Origin of the sequence: Nonomuraea sp. NPDC050663, assembly GCF_044456985.1 — a bacterium.
In the GTDB taxonomy this organism is placed as follows: Bacteria; Actinomycetota; Actinomycetes; order Streptosporangiales; family Streptosporangiaceae; genus Nonomuraea.
Map to the genome: position 1 here is coordinate 442,368 of NZ_JBITGL010000001.1, position 20,095 is coordinate 462,462.

Sequence of the window (20,095 nt, forward strand, 5' to 3'; positions counted from 1 at the left end):
CGCGTGCTCATCGGGCGCATCTCAAGGGATGGCACGCTTTGGGAAGATCGCCCGCTCAGTGCACGGGGGCGAAGATCTCGTGGAGCACGGCGCGGTGGGTGGGCAGGGCCTCGGCGTGCTTGGCGCGGCCGATGTCGGTGATGCACACCGAGACGCCGCGCCGGTCGTTCGGGCAGACGCCGCGGCTGACCAGTCCGGCCTTCTCGAGCCTCGCCACGACGCGCGACAGGGCGCTCTGGCTGAGGTGGACCTCGTCGCACAGCTCCTGGACCCGGGCGGTGCGGTCGAGATTGACCATGCGGTCGAGCACCTCGAACTCGCTGGGGCCCAGGTCGTGCTTGGTGCCCAGCTCGCGCTCCAGCGCGCACATGGTCTTGGCGTGCTTGGCGAGTACCTCGCGCCAGGCCTCAACCTCGTTCATGAGCCGGAGGTTACCACGCCGTTAAATCGTATGCAACGGAATTAAATGCTGTTGCATTAGATGCAGGTGCATGTAATGTATCCCGCATGACCTCCTCTTCCTCAAAATTCGCCTGGGGCGCACTGACCGTGCTCTCCACGGTGATCTTCCTTGACGCGCTTGATGTGTCGATGGTCGGCGTGGCGCTCCCCGCCATCCAGGCCGACCTGGGTTTGAGCACCTCCTCCCTGCAGTGGGTGGTGAGTGGCTATGTGCTGGGCTACGGCGGTCTGTTGCTACTCGGGGGCCGGACCGCCGACCTGCTCGGCAGACGCAGGGTCTTCTTGGTGGCGCTGGGCGTCTTCGCGGTCGCGTCCTTGCTCGGCGGCATCGTCGACGACGGCGCCCTGCTGATCGCCGCCCGGTTCGTGAAGGGCGTGAGCGCCGCGTTCACCGCCCCGGCCGCCTTGTCGATCATCACGACGACCTTCCCTGAAGGCCCGATCAGGAACAAGGCGCTGAGCATCTTCACCGCCGCCGGGGCCAGCGGCTTCTCGCTCGGCCTGGTGTTGTCGGGCTTCCTGACCTCGCTCGGCTGGAGGTGGACGTTCCTGATGCCGGTGCCGGTCGCGATCATCGCGCTCTTCGCCGCGATCAAGACGCTGCCGAAGGCCACCGAGGAGAAGGCCGAGGGCGGCCACGACATCTTCGGCGCCATCCTGATCACCGCCTCGATGCTGCTGCTGGTCTTCACCGTCGTGCAGGCTCCCGAGGCCGGCTGGGTCTCGCTGCGCACCATCGGCTCGCTCGTCGTGGCCGCCGCCCTGCTGACCGCCTTCGTCGTGCTGGAGCAGCGGCTCAAGCACCCGCTGGTGCGCCTGGGCATCCTGCGCTCCGCGCCGCTCGTGCGGGCCAACCTCGGCCTGGTGATCCTGTTCGGCTCCTACGTCGGCTTCCAGTTCGTGATGATGCAGTACTTCCAGAACCTGCTGCACTGGTCGGCCCTCCAGACGGCCCTGGCGTTCCTGCCCGCCGGCCTGCTGGTGGCCCTCACCTCGACCAAGATGGGCGACTTCGCCGACCGCTTCGGCACCGGCAAGCTCATCGCCGTCGGCTCGGCGGCCCTGGTCGGCGGCTACGTCTTCTTCCTGAACATCGACACCGACCCGAGCATCGGGCTGCTGGTCCTGCCGGGCATGATCCTGCTGGGCATCGCCTTCGCGCTGTCGTTCCCCTCGCTCAACATCCAGGCCGTGGCCGGGGTGAAGGACGAGGAGCAGGGCCTGGCCTCCGGCCTGCTCAACACCTCCGGCCAGGTCGGCGGCGCGATCGTGCTCGCCGTCGGGACCGCGGTGCTCACCTCGCAGTCCACCTCGGGGCTGACCATCGAGGCGCTGCGCTCGGCCATCTGGGTCTCGCTCGTCCTCGGCGTCGTCGGCCTGGCGATCTCGCTGACCGGGCTCAGGGCCCGCAAGGCGGTCCCGGTGGCCGACGAGGCCAAGGTCTTCGAGACCGTCTGACCTGTCCGCACCACCGACGGGCCCCACCGAACTCCGGCGGGGCCCGTCGCCGTGTCATGCCTCTCGCCGTGCCCTGCCCTCGCAGTGTCATGCCCCTCGCCGTGCCATGCCCGTCCGTGATAGCGCGGGCATGCGCGGTAGCCGTGCTGGGAATCTAGAGGACATGCGTCCCTCACACGCCACATCAGCCCTGATCGGCCTCCTCCTGCTCGCCGGATGCGGCAGCACGGGACCGGGCGAGACCTCGGCCGGCGTGTCACCCGGCACCCAGGCGCCGACGAGCCAGGATCCCGCGAGCCAGGAGCCCACCGGCCAGACGCCCACCGCCGCTCCGACGTCGGCGAGTCCCGCTCCGACGATCACCAACACCAAGCCGGTCCAGGTCGACCGCGACGGCGAGCCCGCCATCGTGACAGGCGTACGGCACGCGGCCCATCCCGGCTTCGACCGCATCGTGATCGACTTCAAGGGCGAGGTGCCCGGATACGCCGTCGAGTGGCAGGACGAGCTCACCGAGGACGGGTCGGGCGAGAAGATCGACGTGCAGGGCGTCTACCTGCACGTCAGGCTGACCCCCGCAAACGCCCACGACGACGACGGCAAGCCCACCTGGAAGGGCGGCCCGATCTACCAGGCCGACCTGGGCAACGTGCGCAACGTGGTGCGCACCGGCGACTTCGAGGCGCACGCCGGCGTCGGGATCGTGCTCGACAGGACGGCGCCGTTCCAGGTGAAGGCGTATGACGACCCGGCGCGCCTGGTGATCGACATCGCGAGCTGACGGGCCCGTCCAGGTCGGCCACCTCGCGAGCGCCCCGGCACCGCGTGACAAACTGGGCCGATGGTGAGAATTCTGGAGGGTGCCACCCGGATCCCCGTTCCGGGCGGCAAGGTCATCGCGGAGCACATCGGGCGTATCAACAGCGGCGACGAGGCCATCTCGATCGCGCACATGGTGGCGCCCGCCGGCTGGGAGGAGCCCGCCCAGACGCCGCTGTTCACGGAGTACACGGTGGTGCTCAAGGGCGCGGTGATCGTCGAGCACGCGGGCGGCACCTCGACGGTGAAGGCCGGCCAGTCGATCGTCACCCCGGCGGGGGAGAAGGTGCGTTACTCCACCGGCGACGAGGGGGCGGAGTACATCGCGGTCTGCCTGCCCGCCTTCTCCCCGGATACCGTGAACAGGGATGAGTGACCATTAAGATGACGAGATGAGCCAGCGACCCACTCTCGAGGAGATCCGCCGCGCACCCAAGGTGCTGCTCCACGACCATCTCGACGGCGGCCTCCGGGCCGAGACGATCGTCGATCTGGCCCGGGAGACCGGCTACTCGGCGCTGCCGACCACCGATGCCGACAACCTGCGCCAGTGGTTCGAGGAGGCGGCGGACTCCGGCTCGCTCGAACGGTATCTGGAGACCTTCGACCACACCGTCGGGGTCATGCAGACCAGGGAGTCGCTGGTGCGCGTGGCCGCCGAGTGCGCGCAGGACCTGGCCGCCGACGGCGTGGTCTACGCCGAGGTGCGCTACGCGCCCGAGCAGCACACCAACGCGGGACTCTCGCTCGACGAGGTGGTCGAGGCCGTCCTGGAGGGCTTCAGGCTGGGCTCGGAGGGGAGCAACATCCGCGTCGGCACGCTGCTGACGGCGATGCGCCACAAGGCGCGCTCCATGGAGATCGCCGAGCTCGCGGTGCGTTACCGCGACGTCGGCGTCGTGGGCTTCGACATCGCCGGCGCGGAGGCGGGCTTCCCGCCCACCCGCCACCTCGACGCCTTCGAATACCTCCAGCGCGAGAACGCGCACTTCACGATCCACGCGGGCGAGGCGTTCGGCCTGCCGTCGATCTGGCAGGCCATCCAGTGGTGCGGCGCCGACCGGCTGGGCCACGGGGTGCGCATCATCGACGACATCTCCGGCGACGGCACCAAGCTCGGGCGCCTGGCGGCCTACGTGCGCGACAAGCGCATCCCGCTGGAGATGTGCCCGACCTCCAACCTGCAGACCGGTGCGGCCGCCTCGATCGCCGAGCACCCGATCGGCCTGCTGCGCCGCCTGCACTTCAGGGTCACGGTCAACACCGACAACCGGCTGATGAGCGGCACCTCCCTCTCGCAGGAGTTCGCCAAGCTGGTCGAGGCCTTCGACTACGACTGGGATGATCTGCAGTGGTTCACGGTGAACGCCATGAAGTCGTCGTTCATCCCCTTCGATGACCGCCTGGCGCTCATCAACGGCCTCATCAAGCCCGGCTTCGCTCAGTTGAAGTGGCGCGCATGAAACAGACCTACCGCTCGACGACCGCCTTCGTTTTCGGCTGGATCTGGCTGGCGTTCGTGGCGTTCAACGTCTACGACCTGACCGTGCGCTTCAACGGCAAGTGGACCCTGGTGGCGGGGGCGGTGCTGGCCGTGCTGACCGCGGTCGTGTACCTCACGAGCCTGCGCCCGGCCACGATCATCACCGACGAAGGGCTCAAGGCGCGCAACCCGCTGCGCAACGTCGAGGCGCCCTGGTCGGCGCTGGGCGAGGTGAGCGTCGGCCACTCGGTCTCCATCGAGTACGGCCAGGGCAAGCTGATCCGCCTGTGGACCCCGATGGCCTCGGCCAGGGAGCGGGCCAAGGCGCAGCGGCGGGCGATGCCGCGCGTCGAGCGCGGCAAGGTGCGCACCGAGCCCGTGTTGTCGAAGGGCGAGCAGGCCGCGCACGACGCCCTGGCGGGCAAGACGCATGCCGACTGGGTGGGCGAGCAGATCACCCAGAAGGTCGAGACGGCCAGGCTCCGCAAGGAAGAGCCGGGCCAGGTCCGCAACGCCGTGGCTCCCGACGCCGTCGCGGTGATCGCGCTGGCCGTGGTCATGATCGTGATCGCCGCGCTCGCCTGACCTCTCGCGAAACGCAGCGCCTCCATCGGTGATGGGGGCGCTTTTTCGTGTCTTGCGCATCTCTTGGTGCCGTGATTAGGTATGGCTTGCCTAACTAAGGCATGCCTTACCTAAGTATGCAAGGATTCTTCATGTCAGACGCACGGCTGGTCGAGCAGGCCCACGCCGCGACCTACCGCTGGCCGCTGGACCTGGCCGGATTCGAGGCCGAGCTCGTCCTCACCGAGGACGGTCAGGCTCACAACGGTCATCTGTCCGTTGAGCTGCGGCCGGGCAAGCCGCCGAAGGTCTCGGTCTCCCTGGAGGGGGCCGCGACCGAGCAGGTGCACTGGACCACCCGGCAGCTCACCCGGATCGTCACCCACCGCCAGGAGACCCCGTTCGCCAAGGAGCTCACCGTCGTCCCCGAGGAGCGTGAGCACCCCATGGGCGTGCTCCTCAAGGCCGACGACCGCTTCTCCAGCCTGTTCCGGGTGCGCGGCGACTGGATCACCGAGGTGACCAGGACCATGGCCGACACCGTCAACCGGGTCTTCCACCTGCGCCGCGAGAGCGCCCCCGACGGCCGTCACCTGCCGGCCGTGCTGGCCAGTACGCGCAGCTCCCTCGACGGCCAGATCGTCCAGGTCGAGCTCATCGAGGACACCTACGCCGAGGCGGGCGGGCTGATGTTCCCGCGCAGCCGCTCGGTCATCAGCCAGAGCGCCACCGGCGTGCACACCCGTCTGATCGAACTCATCGTCAAGGAGGTGGCCAGGTGAAGCGCGTCGTCGCCCTCCTCGCCCTGGCCGGAGCCCTGGCCGCCTGCGGCACGACCCCCGCGGCCCAGCCCGCCACGCAGTCCGCCACCCAGCCCGCCGCCCAGCCCGCCGGGTCCCAGGCCCCCGCCGCCGCTCTGCCGGTCACCATCAAGTCGGCCGACGGCACGGACGTCGAGGTCAAGGACGCCGGCCGGATCATCCCGCTCAACGGCGAGATCGCCGAGATCGTCTTCGCGCTCGGCCTGAAGGACAAGGTCGTCGGCGTCGACCTGTCGGCCATGGGCCTGCCGGAGGCGCAGGGCAAGCCCCAGGTCGGCTACGCCCGCACCCTGGCCGCCGAGGGGGTCCTCGCGCTCAAGCCGACCGTGCTGGTCGGCACCACCGACGCCGGTCCGCCCGAGGTGCTGGAGCAGATCAAGAACGCAGGCGTGCCGCTGGTGCAGGTGCCCACCGCCGCCGACTCCGTCGACTCGGTGCCCGCCAAGATCGAGACGGTCGCCGCGGCCGTCGGCGAGCCGGCCAAGGGCAAGGAACTGGCCGCCAAGGTGGCCGCCGAGATCGCCGCCGCCAAGACCAAGGGCGCCGCGGTCACGACCAAGCCCAAGGTCGCCTTCCTGTACCTGCGCGGCCAGCAGAAGACCTACATGATCGGCGGCAAGGGCGCCAAGGCCGACGCCATGATCACCGCCGCGGGCGGCATCGACGCCGGCTCCGAGGCGGGCATCCAGGGCTACAAGCCGATCACCGCCGAGGCCATGGTCACCGGCGCTCCCGACATCATCCTCGTCATGGAGGACGGGCTGGAGTCGGTGGGCGGGATCGAGGGCCTGCTCAAGCTTCCGGGCGTCGCCCAGACCCCAGCGGGCAAGGACAAGCGCATCGTCTCGATGGACGGGCTCGAACTGCTCGGCATGAGCCTGCGCACCGGACCCGCGCTCGACAAGCTCGTCGCCGCCTTCCAGGCGAAATGACCCAGCAGGTCCGGGGCGCCCGGCCTGACGAGACGGCGGCACGGACGGACCACCGTGCCGCTGCCGGGGCGGCGGGCGTCGCGCGGTCGCCCGCCGCCTCCCGGCTGCTGATCCCCGCCCTCGCGGTGCTGCTCGCCACGCTGTGCGTCGTGTCGGCGGGGATCGGCGCGGTCCAGGTGCCCTTCGACGAGGTGCTCAGAGCCCTCACCGGCACCAGGACCGAACACTTCGAGGTGCTCTGGGCGATCCGCTTCCCCCGGGTCGTCCTGGCCCTGATGATCGGCGCCGCCCTCGCGGTGGCGGGCGCGGGCATGCAGGGCGTGTTCGGCAACCCGCTGGCCGAGCCGGGCGTGATCGGCGTCTCCTCCGGCGCCGCGGTGGGCGCGGTCGGCGCGATCGTGCTCGGCTTCAGCGCCCTGGGCGGCTGGTCCATCACGGTGGCCGCCTTCGTGGGCGGCTTCGTGGCCACCGTCGCCGTCTACGCGCTGGCCAGGAACGGCGGCCGCACAGAGGTCGTGACGCTGGTCCTGACCGGCGTCGCCGTGAACGCGGTGGCCGGGGCGGTGGTCGGCATCTTCACCTTCGTCGCCGACGACAACGAACTGCGCTCGATCACTTTCTGGAGTCTGGGCAGCGTCGGCGGCGCCAGCTGGACCGTGGTGGCCGCGATGGCGCCGTTCGCCCTGGTCGGACTGGTCGCGATGCCGTTCTTCTCCAAGGCGCTCGACCTGCTGGCGCTGGGCGAGCGCAGCGCCAGGCATCTGGGCGTCGACACCGAGCGGGTGCGGATCGTCGTGATCGGCCTGGCCGCGCTGCTGACCGGCGCGGGCGTGGCCGCCGCGGGCATCATCGGCTTCGTCGGCCTGGTCGTGCCGCACCTGATCCGCCTGGTCGCCGGGCCATCGCACCGGATCCTCATCCCCGCCTCGGCGCTGGCGGGCGGCAGCGTGATGCTGCTGGCCGACCTGGCCGCGCGGATGGTGGTGATCCCCGCCGAGCTGCCGATCGGGGTGCTCACCGCGCTGTTGGGCGGGCCGTTCTTCCTCTGGCTGCTGCGCCGTACGAGAAGGGAGCAGGGCGGATGGGCATGATCGACGCGGTGGGGATCACCTGGCGGGCCGGCCAGGCCACGCTGCTCGACGACGTCTCGGTCGCGGCGGGCGAGGGCGAGCTGGTCGCGATCGTCGGACCCAACGGCGCGGGCAAGTCGTCGCTGCTCGCGATGCTCGCCGGCGACGTGCGGCCCGACCGGGGCCGCGTCACGATCGGCGGCGCGCCCCTGCACCGGCTGCGCCCGGCGGCGCTGGCCAGGCGCCGGGCCGTGCTGCCGCAGAAGGTCACGCTGGCCTTCCCGTTCACGGTCGCCCAGGTGGTGGAGATGGGGCAGTACGGCAGGCCGTACGACGAGCGCACCCAGCGCGAGGTGATGGACGCGACGGAGGTCGCCCACCTGGCGCACCGGGCCTTCCCCACCTTGTCGGGCGGCGAGCAGGCACGCGTCTCGCTGGCCAGGGTCCTGGCGCAGGGCGCGCCCGTGCTGCTGCTCGACGAGCCGACCGCCCCGCTGGACCTGCGCCACCAGGAGCAGGTCATGGGCCTGGTGCGGGAGCGCGCCCGGCTGGGCGACACGGTCGTCGTGGTGCTGCACGACCTGAACCTGGCCGCCGCCTACGCCGACCGGGTCGTGGTGATGCGCGAGGGCCGCGTGGCCGCCGACGGAGCACCCGCCGACGTGCTCGACGCCGGCCTGCTGAGCGAGGTCTACGCCTGTCCGATCGAGGTGCGTGACGGCCTGGTGCTGCCGGTCCGTCACTGACTCAGCAGCTTGAGCGCCACCCCGAACAGCTCGGGCGGGCAGCGCTCCGGATCGAGCATGGTCATCAGCGACATGCCCGCCTCCAGCGCCTTGAGGATGGCGTCGGCCTGGCCGGGCGGCAGCCGCGCCAGGGCGCTGCCCGGCGGGGCCAGCGGATGGCGCGAGGCGGGGGGCTCGGGGAACAGCAGGTCGCGCAGTTGCTCGCGGGTGGCTGGGTCGCGGGTGGCGTGGACCATGAACTCCAGCACCAGCCGGGCATAACGTTCCTTGCCGCTCGCGCTCTCGGCCCAGAACGCGCCGAACTCCTCGACCAGCTCGCCCGCGTCCCTGCCGGGCCGCAGCTCGCGCGCGGCCTGCTCCTGCGCCTCCTCGCCCATGCGGTGGCGCATCACCGCCAGGACCAGCTCCTCCTTGCCGGAGAAGTTGGAGTAGACGGCGCCCTTGGTGAGGCCGGCCGCGAGCGCGACCTCGTCGAGCGAGGCGCCCTGGATGCCGCGTTCGGCGAAGACGGTCTCGGCCGCTTCGAGCAGCTTGAGGCGGTTGGCCGCCTGCTGCTCCTTCCGGGTGAGTCTTGACACACTCAAATACTAGCAAGTATCCAAATACCATGCAGTATTTAAACGAGGGTGAACAGGCCCTGCTCGCCAACCGCCTCGGCGAGGCCGCCGAACTGCTGGAAGCCGAACTGCGCCACGACCCGGGCAACGGGCGGGCCCGGCGCGACCTGGCCGAGGTGGCCTACCGGCGTGACGACTTCGCCGCCGCAGCCGTCCACTACCGGCATGTCGACGCGCTGATGGCCAGGAAGATGGAGCTGTTCGACGGCCGCGTGCCGTACCTGATGGACGACGATCGGGAGACGCGGGTGCCCTTCGAGGTCACCGATCCGCTGCCGGTGCTCATGGTGCGGCTCGACGACCGCGTCACGGTGCCGATGTTCCTCGACACCGGCGGGCACGAGATCTACCTCGACCACGCGCTGGCCGACGAGCTCGGCGTGCAGCGGGCCGGAAGCGTCAGGCGCACCTACCCCGGCGGTCAGGAGGCCGACGAGGGCCAGGGCAGGCTGGAGGCCGTCGCCCTGGGCGAACTGGAGATCCGCCACGTGCCGGTGCGCATGCTCGACTTCACCGGCACCGACATCGGCGGCTTCCAGGTGAGGGGAGCGGTGGGATCGGCGATCCTGCAACGGCGCCTGGCGACGATCGACTATCCGGGAGGCGCGCTGATCCTGCGCCCCAGGTCGCGAAATATCACGACACGCGGGATTCCGTTCCTGCTCGACGGCACCCACTACGTCCTGGCGGAAGGCACGATCAACGGCAGCGAGCCGCGCTGGTTCTTCGTCGACACCGGAGGCGGCGGCCTGGCCTTCGTCGCACCGAAGGACCGGCTCGACGGAGTGACACTCAAGGAACCGGAGGAGGGCCGCGACGGCGGCGGCGCCATCCAGGCCGTCCCCTTCGACATCGACGAGCTCACCCTCGGCCACGTCAGGGGGCGCGACCTCACCGGCTACACCTTCCCCGGGGCGCGCGACTTCTTCCCCGAGGTGCGGCTCCCGCTCGGCGGGGCCATCTCGCACCAGTTCTTCCGCCCCTACCGGGTGACGTTCGACTTCACCTCGATGCGGCTGGAGATACTGGACCCTGACACCGTGTGAGGCCCTAGACCTGGAGGAGTCATGTTCAGCATCGGAGACTTCGCCAGGCTCGGCCTCGTGTCAGTGCGCATGTTGCGCCACTACGACGCCATCGGCCTGCTGCCACCCGCCCACGTCGACCCGTACACCGGCTACCGGTCCTACCAGGCCGCCCAGCTGGCCAGGCTCAACCGCATCGTCGCGCTCAAGGATCTCGGCTTCACCCTCGACCAGGTCACCAGGATCCTCGACGAGAAGCTGAGCGCCGAGGAACTGCACGGCATGGTACGGCTGCGCAGGGCCCAGCTGGAGGCCCAGATCGACGCCGATCTGGCGCGGCTGCGCGGGGTGGAGTCGAGGCTCCGGATGATCGAGAAAGAGGGCGCCATGCGAACCGCCGAGATCGTCGTCAAACAGGTCCCCGCCGTCCGCGTCGCCGAGCTCAGCGCGGTGGCCGCCAGCTACGAGCCGGCAGACATCGGTCCGGTGATCCAGCCGCTGTACGACCGGCTCATGGAGCGGATGGAGGCCGCGGGATCGCCCTTCGCCGGGCCCTCCATCGCCTACTACCTCCCGCTCGGCGACGGGACGGTCGAGGTGCACGCGGCCTTCCCCGTCACCGTCGCGAGCGTGCCCGGCCTGACCATGGTCGATCTGCCCGAGCTCGCCGAGGCGGCCACGCTCGTGCACCACGGTCCGCTCGACACCGCCGACGCCTCGATCCAGGCGATGGCACACTGGATCGAGGACAACGGCTACCGCTCGCTCGGCCTGTCGCGCGAGGTCTACCTGCACTGCCCGCCCGACACGGGCCAGGCCGGGTGGGTGACGGAGCTGCAGATGGAGATCGCCAAGGTATGACCGACGCTCTCGAACACCACCGCCAGGCCCTGACCGGCTACTGCTACCGCATGCTCGGCTCGCCCTTCGAGGCCGAGGACGCCGTGCAGGAGACCCTGGTCAGAGCCTGGCGCACCTTCGACGAGTCGCGGGGGCCGCTGAAGGCGTGGTTGTTCAGGATCGCCACGACCGTCTGCCTTGACATGCTGCGCGGCGCCCAGCGCCGGGCCCGCGCCATCGACCTGGTGGCGCCGGCCCGGCCGGGCACGCCGCTCGGCCCGCCGCTGCCCGAGAGCGCGTGGGTGCTGCCGATCCCCGACGACCGCCTCGACCCGGCCGAGCTGGCCGTCTCCCGCGAGTCGGTACGGCTGGCGTTCGTCGCGGCGCTGCAGCACCTGCCCGCCCGCCAGCGCGCCGCCCTCATCCTGCGCGACGTGCTCGCCTTCTCCGCGGCCGAGACCGCCGAGCTGATCGGCACCAGCGTCGCCGCGGCCAACAGCGCCCTGCAGCGGGCCCGCGCCGCCCTGCCCGCCACCCCGGAGGCGGAGCCGGTCGACGAGGACCTGGTGGAGCGCTACCTCGACGCGTTCATGCGCAACGACGTCGACACGCTGGTGAAGCTGCTCCACGCCGACGCCACGATGACCATGCCGCCGTTCACCTGGTGGCTGCGCGGACGCGACGACCTGGAGGCCGTGCTGCGCGTCGCGAACACGCCCTGCCACGACAACCGGTTCGTGCCCGCGATGGCCAACGGGGGCAGGGTCTTCGCGCAGTACCTCCCCGACGGCACGCCGTTCGCGCTGCTCATGCTGGAGACGCGGGGCGGGCTGGTGGTCGGGAGCGCGACTTATCTCGACGCGGAAAGAATTTTCCCGCTCTTCGATGAGTTCCGGAGCCAGGCGTCGTAGTAAGGAGTATGGAACCGACAATCATCGACCGTCCCGCGCAGCCGTACATGGGCATCAAGGGCACGGTCACCATGACCAGCTTCGCCAAGATCGCCGACCGCATCCCCGAGCTGGCCGGCTGGCTGCCCGCCCGCGGCCTGCAGATCGTGGGCGCGCCGTTCTTCCGCTACTACGTCATCGACATGGACGGCGACATCCAGCTCGAGGTGGGCTTCCCGGTGGCGGCCACGACGGAGGGCGAGGGCGACATCAAGCCGGGCGAGCTGCCCGCCGGCCGCTACGCCTCCGTCATGCACCACGGTCACCCCGACGGGCTGAAGGAGGTCACCGCCGAGCTGCTCGCCCGTGACCTGGACTGGGACGTGCGCGACGACCGCTGGGGGGCCAGGCTGGAGGTCTTCCACACCAACCCGGCCGAGCAGCCCGACTGGAACGAGTGGGACACCGAGCTGCTGTTCAAGCTGAAAGACTAGCTCGGTATACGTAACTCATCCGATGCGCCCGCCGGGATCGCGCCCGTAGATTCCGGGCGAGGTGAGCCGAATGCGCAAGCTAGTTGTGCTGTTATCGACCGCGATCCTGGCCGCGTTCCCCGCGGGCGCCGCCGTAGCGGAGAAGAAACCACCACCAGCCCAGTCCGAGGTCGTCTACCAGCGCGCCGATCTGGGCGCCGGGCTGAGCTTCGGACAACCGGCGGGCACCATCGAGTACGGCGGAGCCACCTGGGAGTACTCCCAGTGGACGGGCCAGGACAGGCAGATCGGTTTCGGAGCCACCGAGCTGATCGCCTCCTGGACCGCCGACACCCCGGCCGGCACCTGGATCCAGATCGAGATGCGAGGCACCGCGCCCGACACCAAGTGGTACGTCATGGGCCGCTGGGCCTACGGGGAGTCCGACATCCAGCGGACCTCGGTGCCGGGGCAGGGCGACGTCGACGGCACGGTCTCCGTCGACACGTTCGTGGCCGCCGCGGGCAAGCCGATCGACTCCTACCAGCTGCGGGTGACGCTCTACCGCAAGCCGGGCGCCACCGGCGGGCCCACGGTCCGCACCCTGGGCGCGATGGCCTCGGCGGTGCCCGAGCGCAAGACCGTGCCGGTAAGTCCGGGCGGCGAGGCCTGGGGTGTCGAGCTGAACGTGCCGCGCCGCTCGCAGAGCATCCACCAGGGCCACTACCCCGAGTGGGACGGCGGCGGCCAGGCCTGGTGCAGCCCGACGTCCACCACGATGGTGCTCGGCTTCTGGGACAGGTGGCCCAGCGCGGCCGACACGGCCTGGGTGGACCCGGCCGACCCCAGCCCCGAGGTCGACTACGCCGCCAGGTACGTCTACGACCACGCCTACCAGGGTGCGGGGAACTGGCCGTTCAACACCGCCTACGCGGGCCGCTACGGGCTCGACGGCTTCGTCACGCGGCTGCGGTCGCTGACCGAGCTGGAGAAGTTCGTCAAGGCGGGCATCCCCGTGATCACCTCGCAGTCGTTCAAGAAGAGCGAGCTGCCCGGCGCCGGCTACGGCACCAACGGCCACATCTTCGTGGTCATCGGGTTCACCGCCACCGGCGACGTGATCGTCAACGACCCGGCCAACTCGCCCACGAACGACGACGCGCGCCGCGTCTATCCCCGCGCCGACTTCGAGAACGTCTGGCAGCGCAGTTCCAGCAGCGGCGGCATCGTCTACATCATCCGGCCGCCCGGCCACCCGCTGCCCGCGGGCGTGCCTGGCGTGCCGGCCAACTGGTGAGGTTCAGGCCCGGGTCCGCCACCGGGCCGGTCACCCCGATCCCGGCATTGTCCAGCGGGTCGCCGCCAGGGGCCGCTAGAGCCCCAGCGCGGCGCTCAGGTCGCGCTTGATCGCCTCCAGGTCGGCGGCGGCCTGCTCGCGCGAGTCGCCGACGACCTCCAGGTAGCACTTGAGCTTGGGCTCGGTGCCCGACGGCCGGACCACGATCCGGCCGTCGCCGGCCAGCCGGTAGCGCAGCCCGTCGGTGGGCGGCAGCTGCGCCGAGCCCTCGCTCAGGTCCTCGGCCGACTCGACCGCGCGCCCGCCCAGCGAGGTGGGCGGGGCGGCGCGCAGCCTGGCCATGGCGCCGGCGATCAGCGACAGGTCGTCGACGCGCACCGACAACTGCGACGTCAGGTGCAGCCCGTAGCGGCGCGCCTGGTCGTCGAGCAGGTCGAGCAGGGTGCGCCCCGACCGCTTGGCCTGCGCGGCGATGGCGGCGACCGTGAGCGCGGCGCTGATGCCGTCCTTGTCGTGCACCGGCAGCCCGGCGTCGGAGCCGACGCTGTAGCCCAGCGCCTCCTCGTAGCCGAAGACCAGGCCCTCGCCCGCCCGCATGATCCACTTGAAGCCGGTGAGTGTCTCGGTGTAGCGCACGCCGTACTCCGCCGCGATCTTGCCGAGCAGCGTCGAGGAGACGATCGTGGTGGCCACCAGCACGTCGCCCGAGGTGTTGGTGAGCACGTACTCCCCGAGCAGGCCCCCCACCTCGTCGCCGGTGAGCATGCGGAAGCCGCCGCCCGGCAGGGGCACGCCCACCGCGCACCGGTCGGCGTCGGGGTCGTTGGCCAGCACCACGTCGGCGTCGATCTTCCTGGCCAGCTCGAAGGCCAGGTCCATCGCGCCCGGCTCCTCCGGGTTGGGGAAGGAGACCGTCGGGAACTCGGGATCGGGCTCACGCTGCGCCTCGACCGGCACCGGGGCGTCGAACCCGGCCGTCAGGAACGCGCGCTCCAGCAGCTCGGCGCCGACCCCGTGCAGGGCGGTGGAGGCGATGCGCAGCTCGCGGGCCTCGCCCAGCGGCAGCGCCGTGACCGCCTTCAGGTAGGCGTCGACGATCGGCTCGCCGAGCGTCTGCCACGAGTCGCCCAGCGGCAGCTCGTCGACCCGGCCCACGGCGTCGATCGCCGCGGAGATCTCGCCGTCGACCGGCGGCACGATCTGCGAGCCGTCGCCCCAGTAGACCTTGTAGCCGTTGTCGCGCGGCGGGTTGTGGCTGGCGGTGACCATCACGCCCGCGTCGGCGCCCAGTTCCTTGACGGCGAAGGCCAGCAGGGGAGTGGGCAGGTGACGGGCCATGATCGACGCTTTCAGCCCGGCGCCCGTCAGCACCGCCGCGGTGTCGCGCGCGAACACGTCGGACTTGTGGCGGGCGTCGAAGCCGATGACGACGTGCTTGCCGGGGCCGAGCACCGCGGCCAGGCCCGCCGCCGCGCGCATCACCGTCACGCGGTTCATGCGGTTGGGGCCGGCGCCGAGCTCGCCGCGCAGGCCCGCCGTACCGAACTCCAGCTTGGCGCCGAACCGCTCGGCCAGCTGTCCGGGGTCGTCCATGATGGCCTCGAGCTCGGCCCGCGTCTCCGGGTCGGGATCCTGGGCCAGCCATTCCTCGGGAGTCACAGGCGATCGACCACCTTGGCCAGCAGCACGCCCATGCGCGCCGCGGTCGCCTTGCCGACCTCGAGGACCTCCTCGTGGTTGAGCGGCTCGCCGACCAGGCCCGCGCCGGGGTTGGTGACCAGCGAGACGCCCAGCACCTCCAGCCCGGCCTCGCGGGCGGCGATGGCCTCCAGCACCGTCGACATGCCGATCATGTCGCCGCCCAGCGTGCGCAGCATGCGGATCTCGGCGGGCGTCTCGTAGGTGGGGCCCCGGAAGGCCACGTAGACGCCCTCGGCCAGGGTCGGGTCGATCTCGCGCACGAGGGCGCGCAGCCGCTTGGAGTAGACCTCGGTGAGGTCGATGAAGGTGGTGCCGCTGATCGGGACCGCGCCGGTCAGGTTGATGTGATCGCTGATCAGCACCGGGTCGCCGACCTTCTGCGTCTCCGGGCGCAGGCCGCCCGCGGCGTTGGTCAGCACCAGCGTGCCCACCCCCGCGGCGGCCGCCGTCCGCACGCCGTGCACGACCGGGTCCACGCCGCGGCCTTCGTACAGGTGCGTGCGGCCCAGGAAGATCAGCGCATGGCGGCCCGTGTCGGTGCGAACGACGCGGATCTTGCCACCGTGGCCGGCGACGGCCGGAGCCGAGAAGCCGGGCAGGTCGGTGAAGGGGATCTCGGCGACGGCCTGGCCGATGGCCTGCGCCGCCGGGACCCAGCCCGAACCCATCACCAGGGCGACGTCGAAGGAGTCGAGCCCGGTGGCGGCCTTCAGCGCTGCCGCGGCGTCTTGGGCAAGGGTGTACGGATTGGTGCTCACTTTCAGTAGTTTAGGAGCAGCCTGTCCAGCACCCTCACACCGAACCGCAATGCTTCGACCGGCACTCGTTCATCGACTCCGTGGAACATGGCGGCGAAGTCCATGTCCTTGGGCAGGCGCAGCGGCACGAAGCCGAAGCCCCTCACGTCGAGGTCGGCGAAGAAGGTCTTGTTGTCCGTGCCGCCCGACATGCAGTACGGCACGGCGCGGGCGGTCGGGTCCTCCGCCTTGAGCGCGGCGATCATCGCCTCGACCAGGGCGCCGTCGAACGTGGTCTCCAGCGCGATGTCGTGGTGGATGGACTCGCGGCGCACCTTGTCGCCCAGCAGGGAGTCGACGGTCTTGAAGAACTCCTCCTCGTGCCCCGGCAGGAAGCGCCCGTCGATCACGGCCTCGGCGCGCCCGGGGATGACGTTGGCCTTGTAGCCGGAGCTGAGCTGGGTCGGGTTGGTGGTGTGCTGCAGCGTCGCCCCGACGAAGCGCACCAGCGGGCCGATCTTGTCGAGCAGGTTCGACGGGTCGGACTCGTCGAACGGCAGGCCGAAGGCGTCGGCGATCTCGGTGAGGAAGGTGCGGACGGTCGGGGTGTAGGTCAGCGGCCACTCGTGCGAGCCGATGCGCGCCACGGCCTTGGCGAGCTCGGTCACCGCGTTGTCGGAGTTGAGCATGGAGCCGTGACCGGCGCGGCCGTCGGCGATCAGCCGCATCCAGGCCAGCCCCTTCTGGGCGGTCTCGATCAGGTAGAGCCGCAGCCCGGGATCGACTTCCAGGGAGTAGCCGCCCACCTCGCTGATGGCCTCGGTGACGCCCTCGAACAGCTCGGGATGCGCCTTGGTGAGGTACTTGGCGCCGTACTCTCCGCCCGCCTCCTCGTCGGCCACCCACGCGAACACCAGGTCGCGCCTGGGTCGGCGGCCCTCGGTGACCATCTGGCGCAGCACCGCGAGCATCATGGCGTCCATGTCCTTCATGTCCACTGCGCCACGGCCCCAGATGTAGCCGTCCCTGACCTCGCCGGCGAAGGGATCGACCGTCCAGTCGGCGGCGTTGGCGGGCACCACGTCCAGGTGGCCGTGGACCAGCAGTGCGGGCAGGCTCGGGTCGGTGCCCTCGATGCGGGTGACCACGTTGGCCCTGCGGTCGGCGCTCTCGCTGTAGTGCGCCTCGACGCCCACCTCCGCCAGCCTGGCCATGACGATCTCGGCGGCCTCACGCTCGCCAGGGCCGCTGCCGTCGCCGTAGTTGCTGGTGTCGGCACGGATCAGCTCCACGCACAGGTCGGCCACTTCGTGTTCAGCGTGCGTCATGACTGCTCTTTCCATAAATGAGCGCGAGTGAGTTCATTCTCACGGTATCGACCTGGTGACACCGGTGATGAACGCGGTCATGGCGGCCCCAGAACACCAGGCACGGCGGCCGGTGGGTGCGGTGGTAGCGGGCCAGCTCCCCGAAGCGGGCGACATGGGCGGCGTAGTCGGTGAAGAGCTGGAACTGCACGTCGAGGTTGCCGGGCCGCGACATCCGCTCCCAGTCGAGGTGCCACGACTCCGGCGCGTGCAGGTCGCGCACCCGCTCGGGCAGCCCGCCCAGATACTGCTCGCGGGTGCCCTCGAAGTTCAGCCACTCGGGCAGCTTGGCGCGGTTGGCCTCGGAGGGGTCGGCCCAGAAGTCCCTGACGACGTCCCACTGGCTGCCCAGACCGTCCTCGTGGGCGTTGCCGTTCTGCACGATGAGCCCGAGGATCCGATCCGGGTGACGGGTGGCCAGGTGATAGCCCACCGGGGCGCCGAAGTCGTGCAGGTAGACGAAGAACTCCCCGACGCCGATCCGGTCGAGGAACGCCTCCATCGTGTCGGCCAGGTGGGCGAAGGTGTAGTCGTACTCGTCGACGCGCGGCGCGGCCGAGAAGCCGAAGCCCGGCAGGTCGGGCGCGACCACCCGGCTCACCTCGGCCAGCGGCGCCATCACGTGGCGGAAGGTGTGCGAGGAACTCGGGAAGCCGTGCAGCAGCAGCACGCAGGGCAGGTCCGGCGAGCCCGCCTCCCGGTAGAAGATCTCGAGTCCGTTCACCTCGACGGTGCGGTGGCGGGGCTTGTGCATGAGCGGGCTCCTCGGCTGATCCGCGGGTGCGACGGCGCCGACCGGCCGGCATCGGATCAGGTCCCCCGTTCGGCCAGGTCGCGCCCTTCCACCCAGCGGCTACCCGGGCGTTCCCCGCCTACCCCCTAGAGGCTGTTGCAGGACCTGGCCCGCAGCTCCTTGACGTAGTCGTCGGGCGCTCCCGCCAGCTCCGCCGCGTCGGCCAGGATGCCCAGGTATCGGGCGCTCGGCAGCCCGCCCTCGTAGGCGTCGAGCACGTAGAACCACGCCAGGACGTCGCCCTCCAGGGTGTGAACCCGCAGCCGGATCTTGTGATACAGCCCCCGGCTGGCGCCCTCCCACTGGTCCAGCTCGGACTCGTCCCATTCGGGCACGTCGTAGAGCACGACGAAGACCTGCTGATTCGGCTCCTCGACGATGGTGGCGAGCGCGCCCTCCCAGCCGAGATCCTCCCCGCCGAACGTCAAACGCCATCCGCTGACCCAGCCAGTGCCCCTGATCGGGGAGTGCGGAGCCCGGATGGCCATCTGCTTGGGATCCATGTTGGAGCCGTAAGCGGCGTAGACCGGCATAGCCACCTAGGGTACCGCTTCACCTCCTGCTTGGCGGATGCGGGAGAATGGGATACGTGACGAGGATCGTGATCATCGGTGGCGGACCTGGCGGATACGAGGCGGCATTGGTGGCCGCGCAGCTAGGTGCGCAGGTCACCATGGTCGAACAGGACGGGCCAGGTGGCGCCTGCGTGCTCACCGACTGCGTGCCGTCCAAGACCCTCATCGCCACCTCCGTGCGTAAGCAGGCCCTGCTCGACGCCCCTTCTCTGGGCGTGCATTACAGCGGTGGCGCCGACGGCGACGCCGGCACCGCCGAGATCGACGTGCCGCTGGTCAACCAGCGTGTGAAGGAGCTGGCCCAGGCCCAGTCGGTCGACATCGGCACGCGCCTGGCCGCCGAGGGCGTCGAGGTCATCAAGGCCGCGGGCCGCCTGGTCGACCCGCAGGTCGTCCGCGCGGGCGACCGCACCATCCGGGCCGACGTGGTCCTGGTCGCGACCGGCGCCACCCCGCGCGTGCTCAAGGGCTCCGAGCCCGACGGCGAGCGCATCCTCACCTGGCGCCAGCTCTACGACCTCAAGGAGCTCCCGGAGCACCTGATCGTGATCGGCTCGGGCGTCACCGGCGCGGAGTTCGCCGGCGCCTACCGCTCGCTCGGCTCCGAGGTCACCCTGGTCTCCTCGCGCGACCGCATGATGCCCAACGAGGACGCCGACGGCGCCGAGGTGCTCGAAGAGGTCTACCGGCGGCGCGGCATGAACGTCATGGGCCGCTCCCGCGCCTCGTCGGTGCGCCGCACCTCCGACGGCGTGGTCGTCACCCTCGAGGACGGCAGGACCGCCGAGGGCTCCCACGCCCTGATGACCGTCGGCATGGTGCCCAACACCTCCGGCCTGGGCCTGGAGGAGGCGGGCGTCCAGCTCGACCAGGGCGGCTTCGTCAAGGTCGACAAGGTCTCGCGCACCTCCGCCCCCGGCGTCTACGCCGCGGGCGACTGCACCGGGGTGCTCATGCTCGCCTCGGTGGCCGCCATGCAGGGCCGCATCGCCGTCTGGCACGCTCTCGGCGAGGCCGTGCAGCCGCTGCGCCTGGCCACGGTGGCGAGCAACATCTTCACCGATCCGGAGATCGCCTCCGTCGGCGTGTCGCAGAAGCAGATCGAGGCCGGCGAGATCGAGGCCAACGTGGTCAAGCTGCCGCTGGCCACCAACGCCAGGGCCAAGATGCAGGGCTTCCACGACGGGTTCGTCAAGCTCTTCTGCCGCCCGCACACCGGCATCGTGCTCGGCGGCGTGGTCGTCGCGCCGCGCGCCTCGGAGCTGATCCTGGCCGTGTCCGTCGCGGTGCAGCAGCGCCTGACGGTCGACCAGCTCGCGCACACCTTCGCCGTCTACCCGTCGTTGTCGGGCTCCATCACCGAGGCGGCGCGGCGGCTCATGCAGCCGATGGCGGCCATCGGGATCTGAGCCCGGACCGGGGGCC

The 20,095-nt window shown here is 70.7% G+C and carries 22 protein-coding genes; 15 read left to right on the plus strand and 7 right to left on the minus strand.

All coding sequences use genetic code 11. The features are described 5' to 3' along the window. Positions 1 to 55: 55 nt before the first annotated feature. Positions 56 to 421: a MarR family winged helix-turn-helix transcriptional regulator gene (locus ACIBH1_RS02280; protein ID WP_397311726.1), complete on the minus strand. Its 366-nt coding sequence runs from the start codon at positions 419 to 421 to the stop codon at positions 56 to 58. 86 nt (positions 422 to 507) lie between these two features. Between ACIBH1_RS02280 and ACIBH1_RS02285 the strand changes: the two genes are divergently transcribed. The 9 genes from ACIBH1_RS02285 (at position 508) to ACIBH1_RS02325 (ending at position 8,355) form a co-directional block, all read left to right on the plus strand. After that, on the plus strand, positions 508 to 1,920 hold the full coding sequence (locus tag ACIBH1_RS02285; RefSeq protein WP_397311727.1) for an MFS transporter: 1,413 nt from the start codon (positions 508 to 510) through the stop codon (positions 1,918 to 1,920). A gap of 163 nt (positions 1,921 to 2,083) precedes the next feature. Further along, complete coding sequence (locus ACIBH1_RS02290; RefSeq protein WP_397311728.1) at positions 2,084 to 2,701, plus strand: hypothetical protein; 618 nt, start codon at positions 2,084 to 2,086, stop codon at positions 2,699 to 2,701. A gap of 60 nt (positions 2,702 to 2,761) precedes the next feature. Then, positions 2,762 to 3,115: a cupin domain-containing protein gene (locus ACIBH1_RS02295; protein ID WP_397311729.1), complete on the plus strand. Its 354-nt coding sequence runs from the start codon at positions 2,762 to 2,764 to the stop codon at positions 3,113 to 3,115. 16 nt (positions 3,116 to 3,131) lie between these two features. Continuing rightward, positions 3,132 to 4,202 (plus strand): adenosine deaminase, encoded by a 1,071-nt coding sequence (locus ACIBH1_RS02300; protein ID WP_397311730.1) that lies wholly within the window; start codon positions 3,132 to 3,134, stop codon positions 4,200 to 4,202. Beyond that, positions 4,199 to 4,807 (plus strand): PH domain-containing protein, encoded by a 609-nt coding sequence (locus tag ACIBH1_RS02305; RefSeq protein ID WP_397311731.1) that lies wholly within the window; start codon positions 4,199 to 4,201, stop codon positions 4,805 to 4,807. Before ACIBH1_RS02300 ends, ACIBH1_RS02305 begins: the two co-directional genes overlap by 4 nt. A 131-nt stretch (positions 4,808 to 4,938) precedes the next feature. Beyond that, positions 4,939 to 5,568: a DUF3386 family protein gene (locus tag ACIBH1_RS02310; protein WP_397311732.1), complete on the plus strand. Its 630-nt coding sequence runs from the start codon at positions 4,939 to 4,941 to the stop codon at positions 5,566 to 5,568. Continuing rightward, positions 5,565 to 6,539, plus strand: a complete 975-nt coding sequence (locus tag ACIBH1_RS02315; protein ID WP_397311733.1) for a hemin ABC transporter substrate-binding protein — start codon at positions 5,565 to 5,567, stop codon at positions 6,537 to 6,539. The genes ACIBH1_RS02310 and ACIBH1_RS02315 overlap by 4 nt, the downstream gene beginning before the upstream one ends. Further along, complete coding sequence (locus ACIBH1_RS02320; protein ID WP_397311734.1) at positions 6,536 to 7,630, plus strand: FecCD family ABC transporter permease; 1,095 nt, start codon at positions 6,536 to 6,538, stop codon at positions 7,628 to 7,630. The genes ACIBH1_RS02315 and ACIBH1_RS02320 overlap by 4 nt, the downstream gene beginning before the upstream one ends. Then, on the plus strand, positions 7,621 to 8,355 hold the full coding sequence (locus ACIBH1_RS02325) for a heme ABC transporter ATP-binding protein (protein ID WP_397311735.1): 735 nt from the start codon (positions 7,621 to 7,623) through the stop codon (positions 8,353 to 8,355). The genes ACIBH1_RS02320 and ACIBH1_RS02325 overlap by 10 nt, the downstream gene beginning before the upstream one ends. Here ACIBH1_RS02325 and ACIBH1_RS02330 read toward each other — a convergent pair. Then, on the minus strand, positions 8,349 to 8,933 hold the full coding sequence (locus ACIBH1_RS02330; RefSeq protein ID WP_397311736.1) for a TetR/AcrR family transcriptional regulator: 585 nt from the start codon (positions 8,931 to 8,933) through the stop codon (positions 8,349 to 8,351). The two genes, ACIBH1_RS02325 and ACIBH1_RS02330, sit on opposite strands and share 7 nt — an antisense overlap. 29 nt (positions 8,934 to 8,962) lie before the next feature. Here ACIBH1_RS02330 and ACIBH1_RS02335 point away from each other — a divergent pair, with 29 nt between their 5' ends. From ACIBH1_RS02335 to ACIBH1_RS02355, 5 genes are all read left to right on the plus strand, one after another. After that, positions 8,963 to 10,018, plus strand: a complete 1,056-nt coding sequence (locus tag ACIBH1_RS02335; RefSeq protein WP_397311737.1) for an aspartyl protease family protein — start codon at positions 8,963 to 8,965, stop codon at positions 10,016 to 10,018. Positions 10,019 to 10,039: 21 nt separating this feature from the next. Beyond that, positions 10,040 to 10,858, plus strand: a complete 819-nt coding sequence (locus ACIBH1_RS02340) for a MerR family transcriptional regulator (RefSeq protein ID WP_397311738.1) — start codon at positions 10,040 to 10,042, stop codon at positions 10,856 to 10,858. Further along, positions 10,855 to 11,748, plus strand: coding sequence for an RNA polymerase subunit sigma-70 (locus tag ACIBH1_RS02345; RefSeq protein WP_397311739.1), 894 nt, complete (start codon positions 10,855 to 10,857; stop codon positions 11,746 to 11,748). The genes ACIBH1_RS02340 and ACIBH1_RS02345 overlap by 4 nt, the downstream gene beginning before the upstream one ends. Before the next feature lie 8 nt (positions 11,749 to 11,756). After that, positions 11,757 to 12,221, plus strand: coding sequence for a GyrI-like domain-containing protein (locus ACIBH1_RS02350; RefSeq protein ID WP_397311740.1), 465 nt, complete (start codon positions 11,757 to 11,759; stop codon positions 12,219 to 12,221). 70 nt (positions 12,222 to 12,291) lie between these two features. Beyond that, on the plus strand, positions 12,292 to 13,497 hold the full coding sequence (locus ACIBH1_RS02355) for a C39 family peptidase (RefSeq protein ID WP_397311741.1): 1,206 nt from the start codon (positions 12,292 to 12,294) through the stop codon (positions 13,495 to 13,497). Positions 13,498 to 13,572: 75 nt separating this feature from the next. On the opposite strand, the gene ACIBH1_RS02360 is transcribed toward ACIBH1_RS02355, so the two are convergent. The 5 genes from ACIBH1_RS02360 to ACIBH1_RS02380 form a co-directional block, all read right to left on the minus strand. Continuing rightward, positions 13,573 to 15,156: a phospho-sugar mutase gene (locus ACIBH1_RS02360; protein ID WP_397311742.1), complete on the minus strand. Its 1,584-nt coding sequence runs from the start codon at positions 15,154 to 15,156 to the stop codon at positions 13,573 to 13,575. Next, positions 15,153 to 15,956 carry a purine-nucleoside phosphorylase gene (locus ACIBH1_RS02365; RefSeq protein WP_397311743.1) on the minus strand — a complete coding sequence of 268 codons (804 nt, stop codon included), beginning with the start codon at positions 15,954 to 15,956 and terminating at the stop codon, positions 15,153 to 15,155. Before ACIBH1_RS02365 ends, ACIBH1_RS02360 begins: the two co-directional genes overlap by 4 nt. A gap of 2 nt (positions 15,957 to 15,958) precedes the next feature. After that, complete coding sequence (locus ACIBH1_RS02370) at positions 15,959 to 17,263, minus strand: M20/M25/M40 family metallo-hydrolase (RefSeq protein WP_397311744.1); 1,305 nt, start codon at positions 17,261 to 17,263, stop codon at positions 15,959 to 15,961. Then, positions 17,250 to 18,056, minus strand: coding sequence for an alpha/beta hydrolase (locus ACIBH1_RS02375; RefSeq protein ID WP_397311745.1), 807 nt, complete (start codon positions 18,054 to 18,056; stop codon positions 17,250 to 17,252). Before ACIBH1_RS02375 ends, ACIBH1_RS02370 begins: the two co-directional genes overlap by 14 nt. A gap of 125 nt (positions 18,057 to 18,181) precedes the next feature. Beyond that, positions 18,182 to 18,628 (minus strand): gamma-glutamylcyclotransferase, encoded by a 447-nt coding sequence (locus ACIBH1_RS02380; protein ID WP_397311746.1) that lies wholly within the window; start codon positions 18,626 to 18,628, stop codon positions 18,182 to 18,184. A gap of 56 nt (positions 18,629 to 18,684) precedes the next feature. Here ACIBH1_RS02380 and ACIBH1_RS02385 point away from each other — a divergent pair, with 56 nt between their 5' ends. Beyond that, entirely contained in the window at positions 18,685 to 20,079 is a 1,395-nt protein-coding gene (locus tag ACIBH1_RS02385) for an NAD(P)H-quinone dehydrogenase (protein WP_397311747.1), read from the plus strand. Positions 20,080 to 20,095 lie beyond the last annotated feature (16 nt).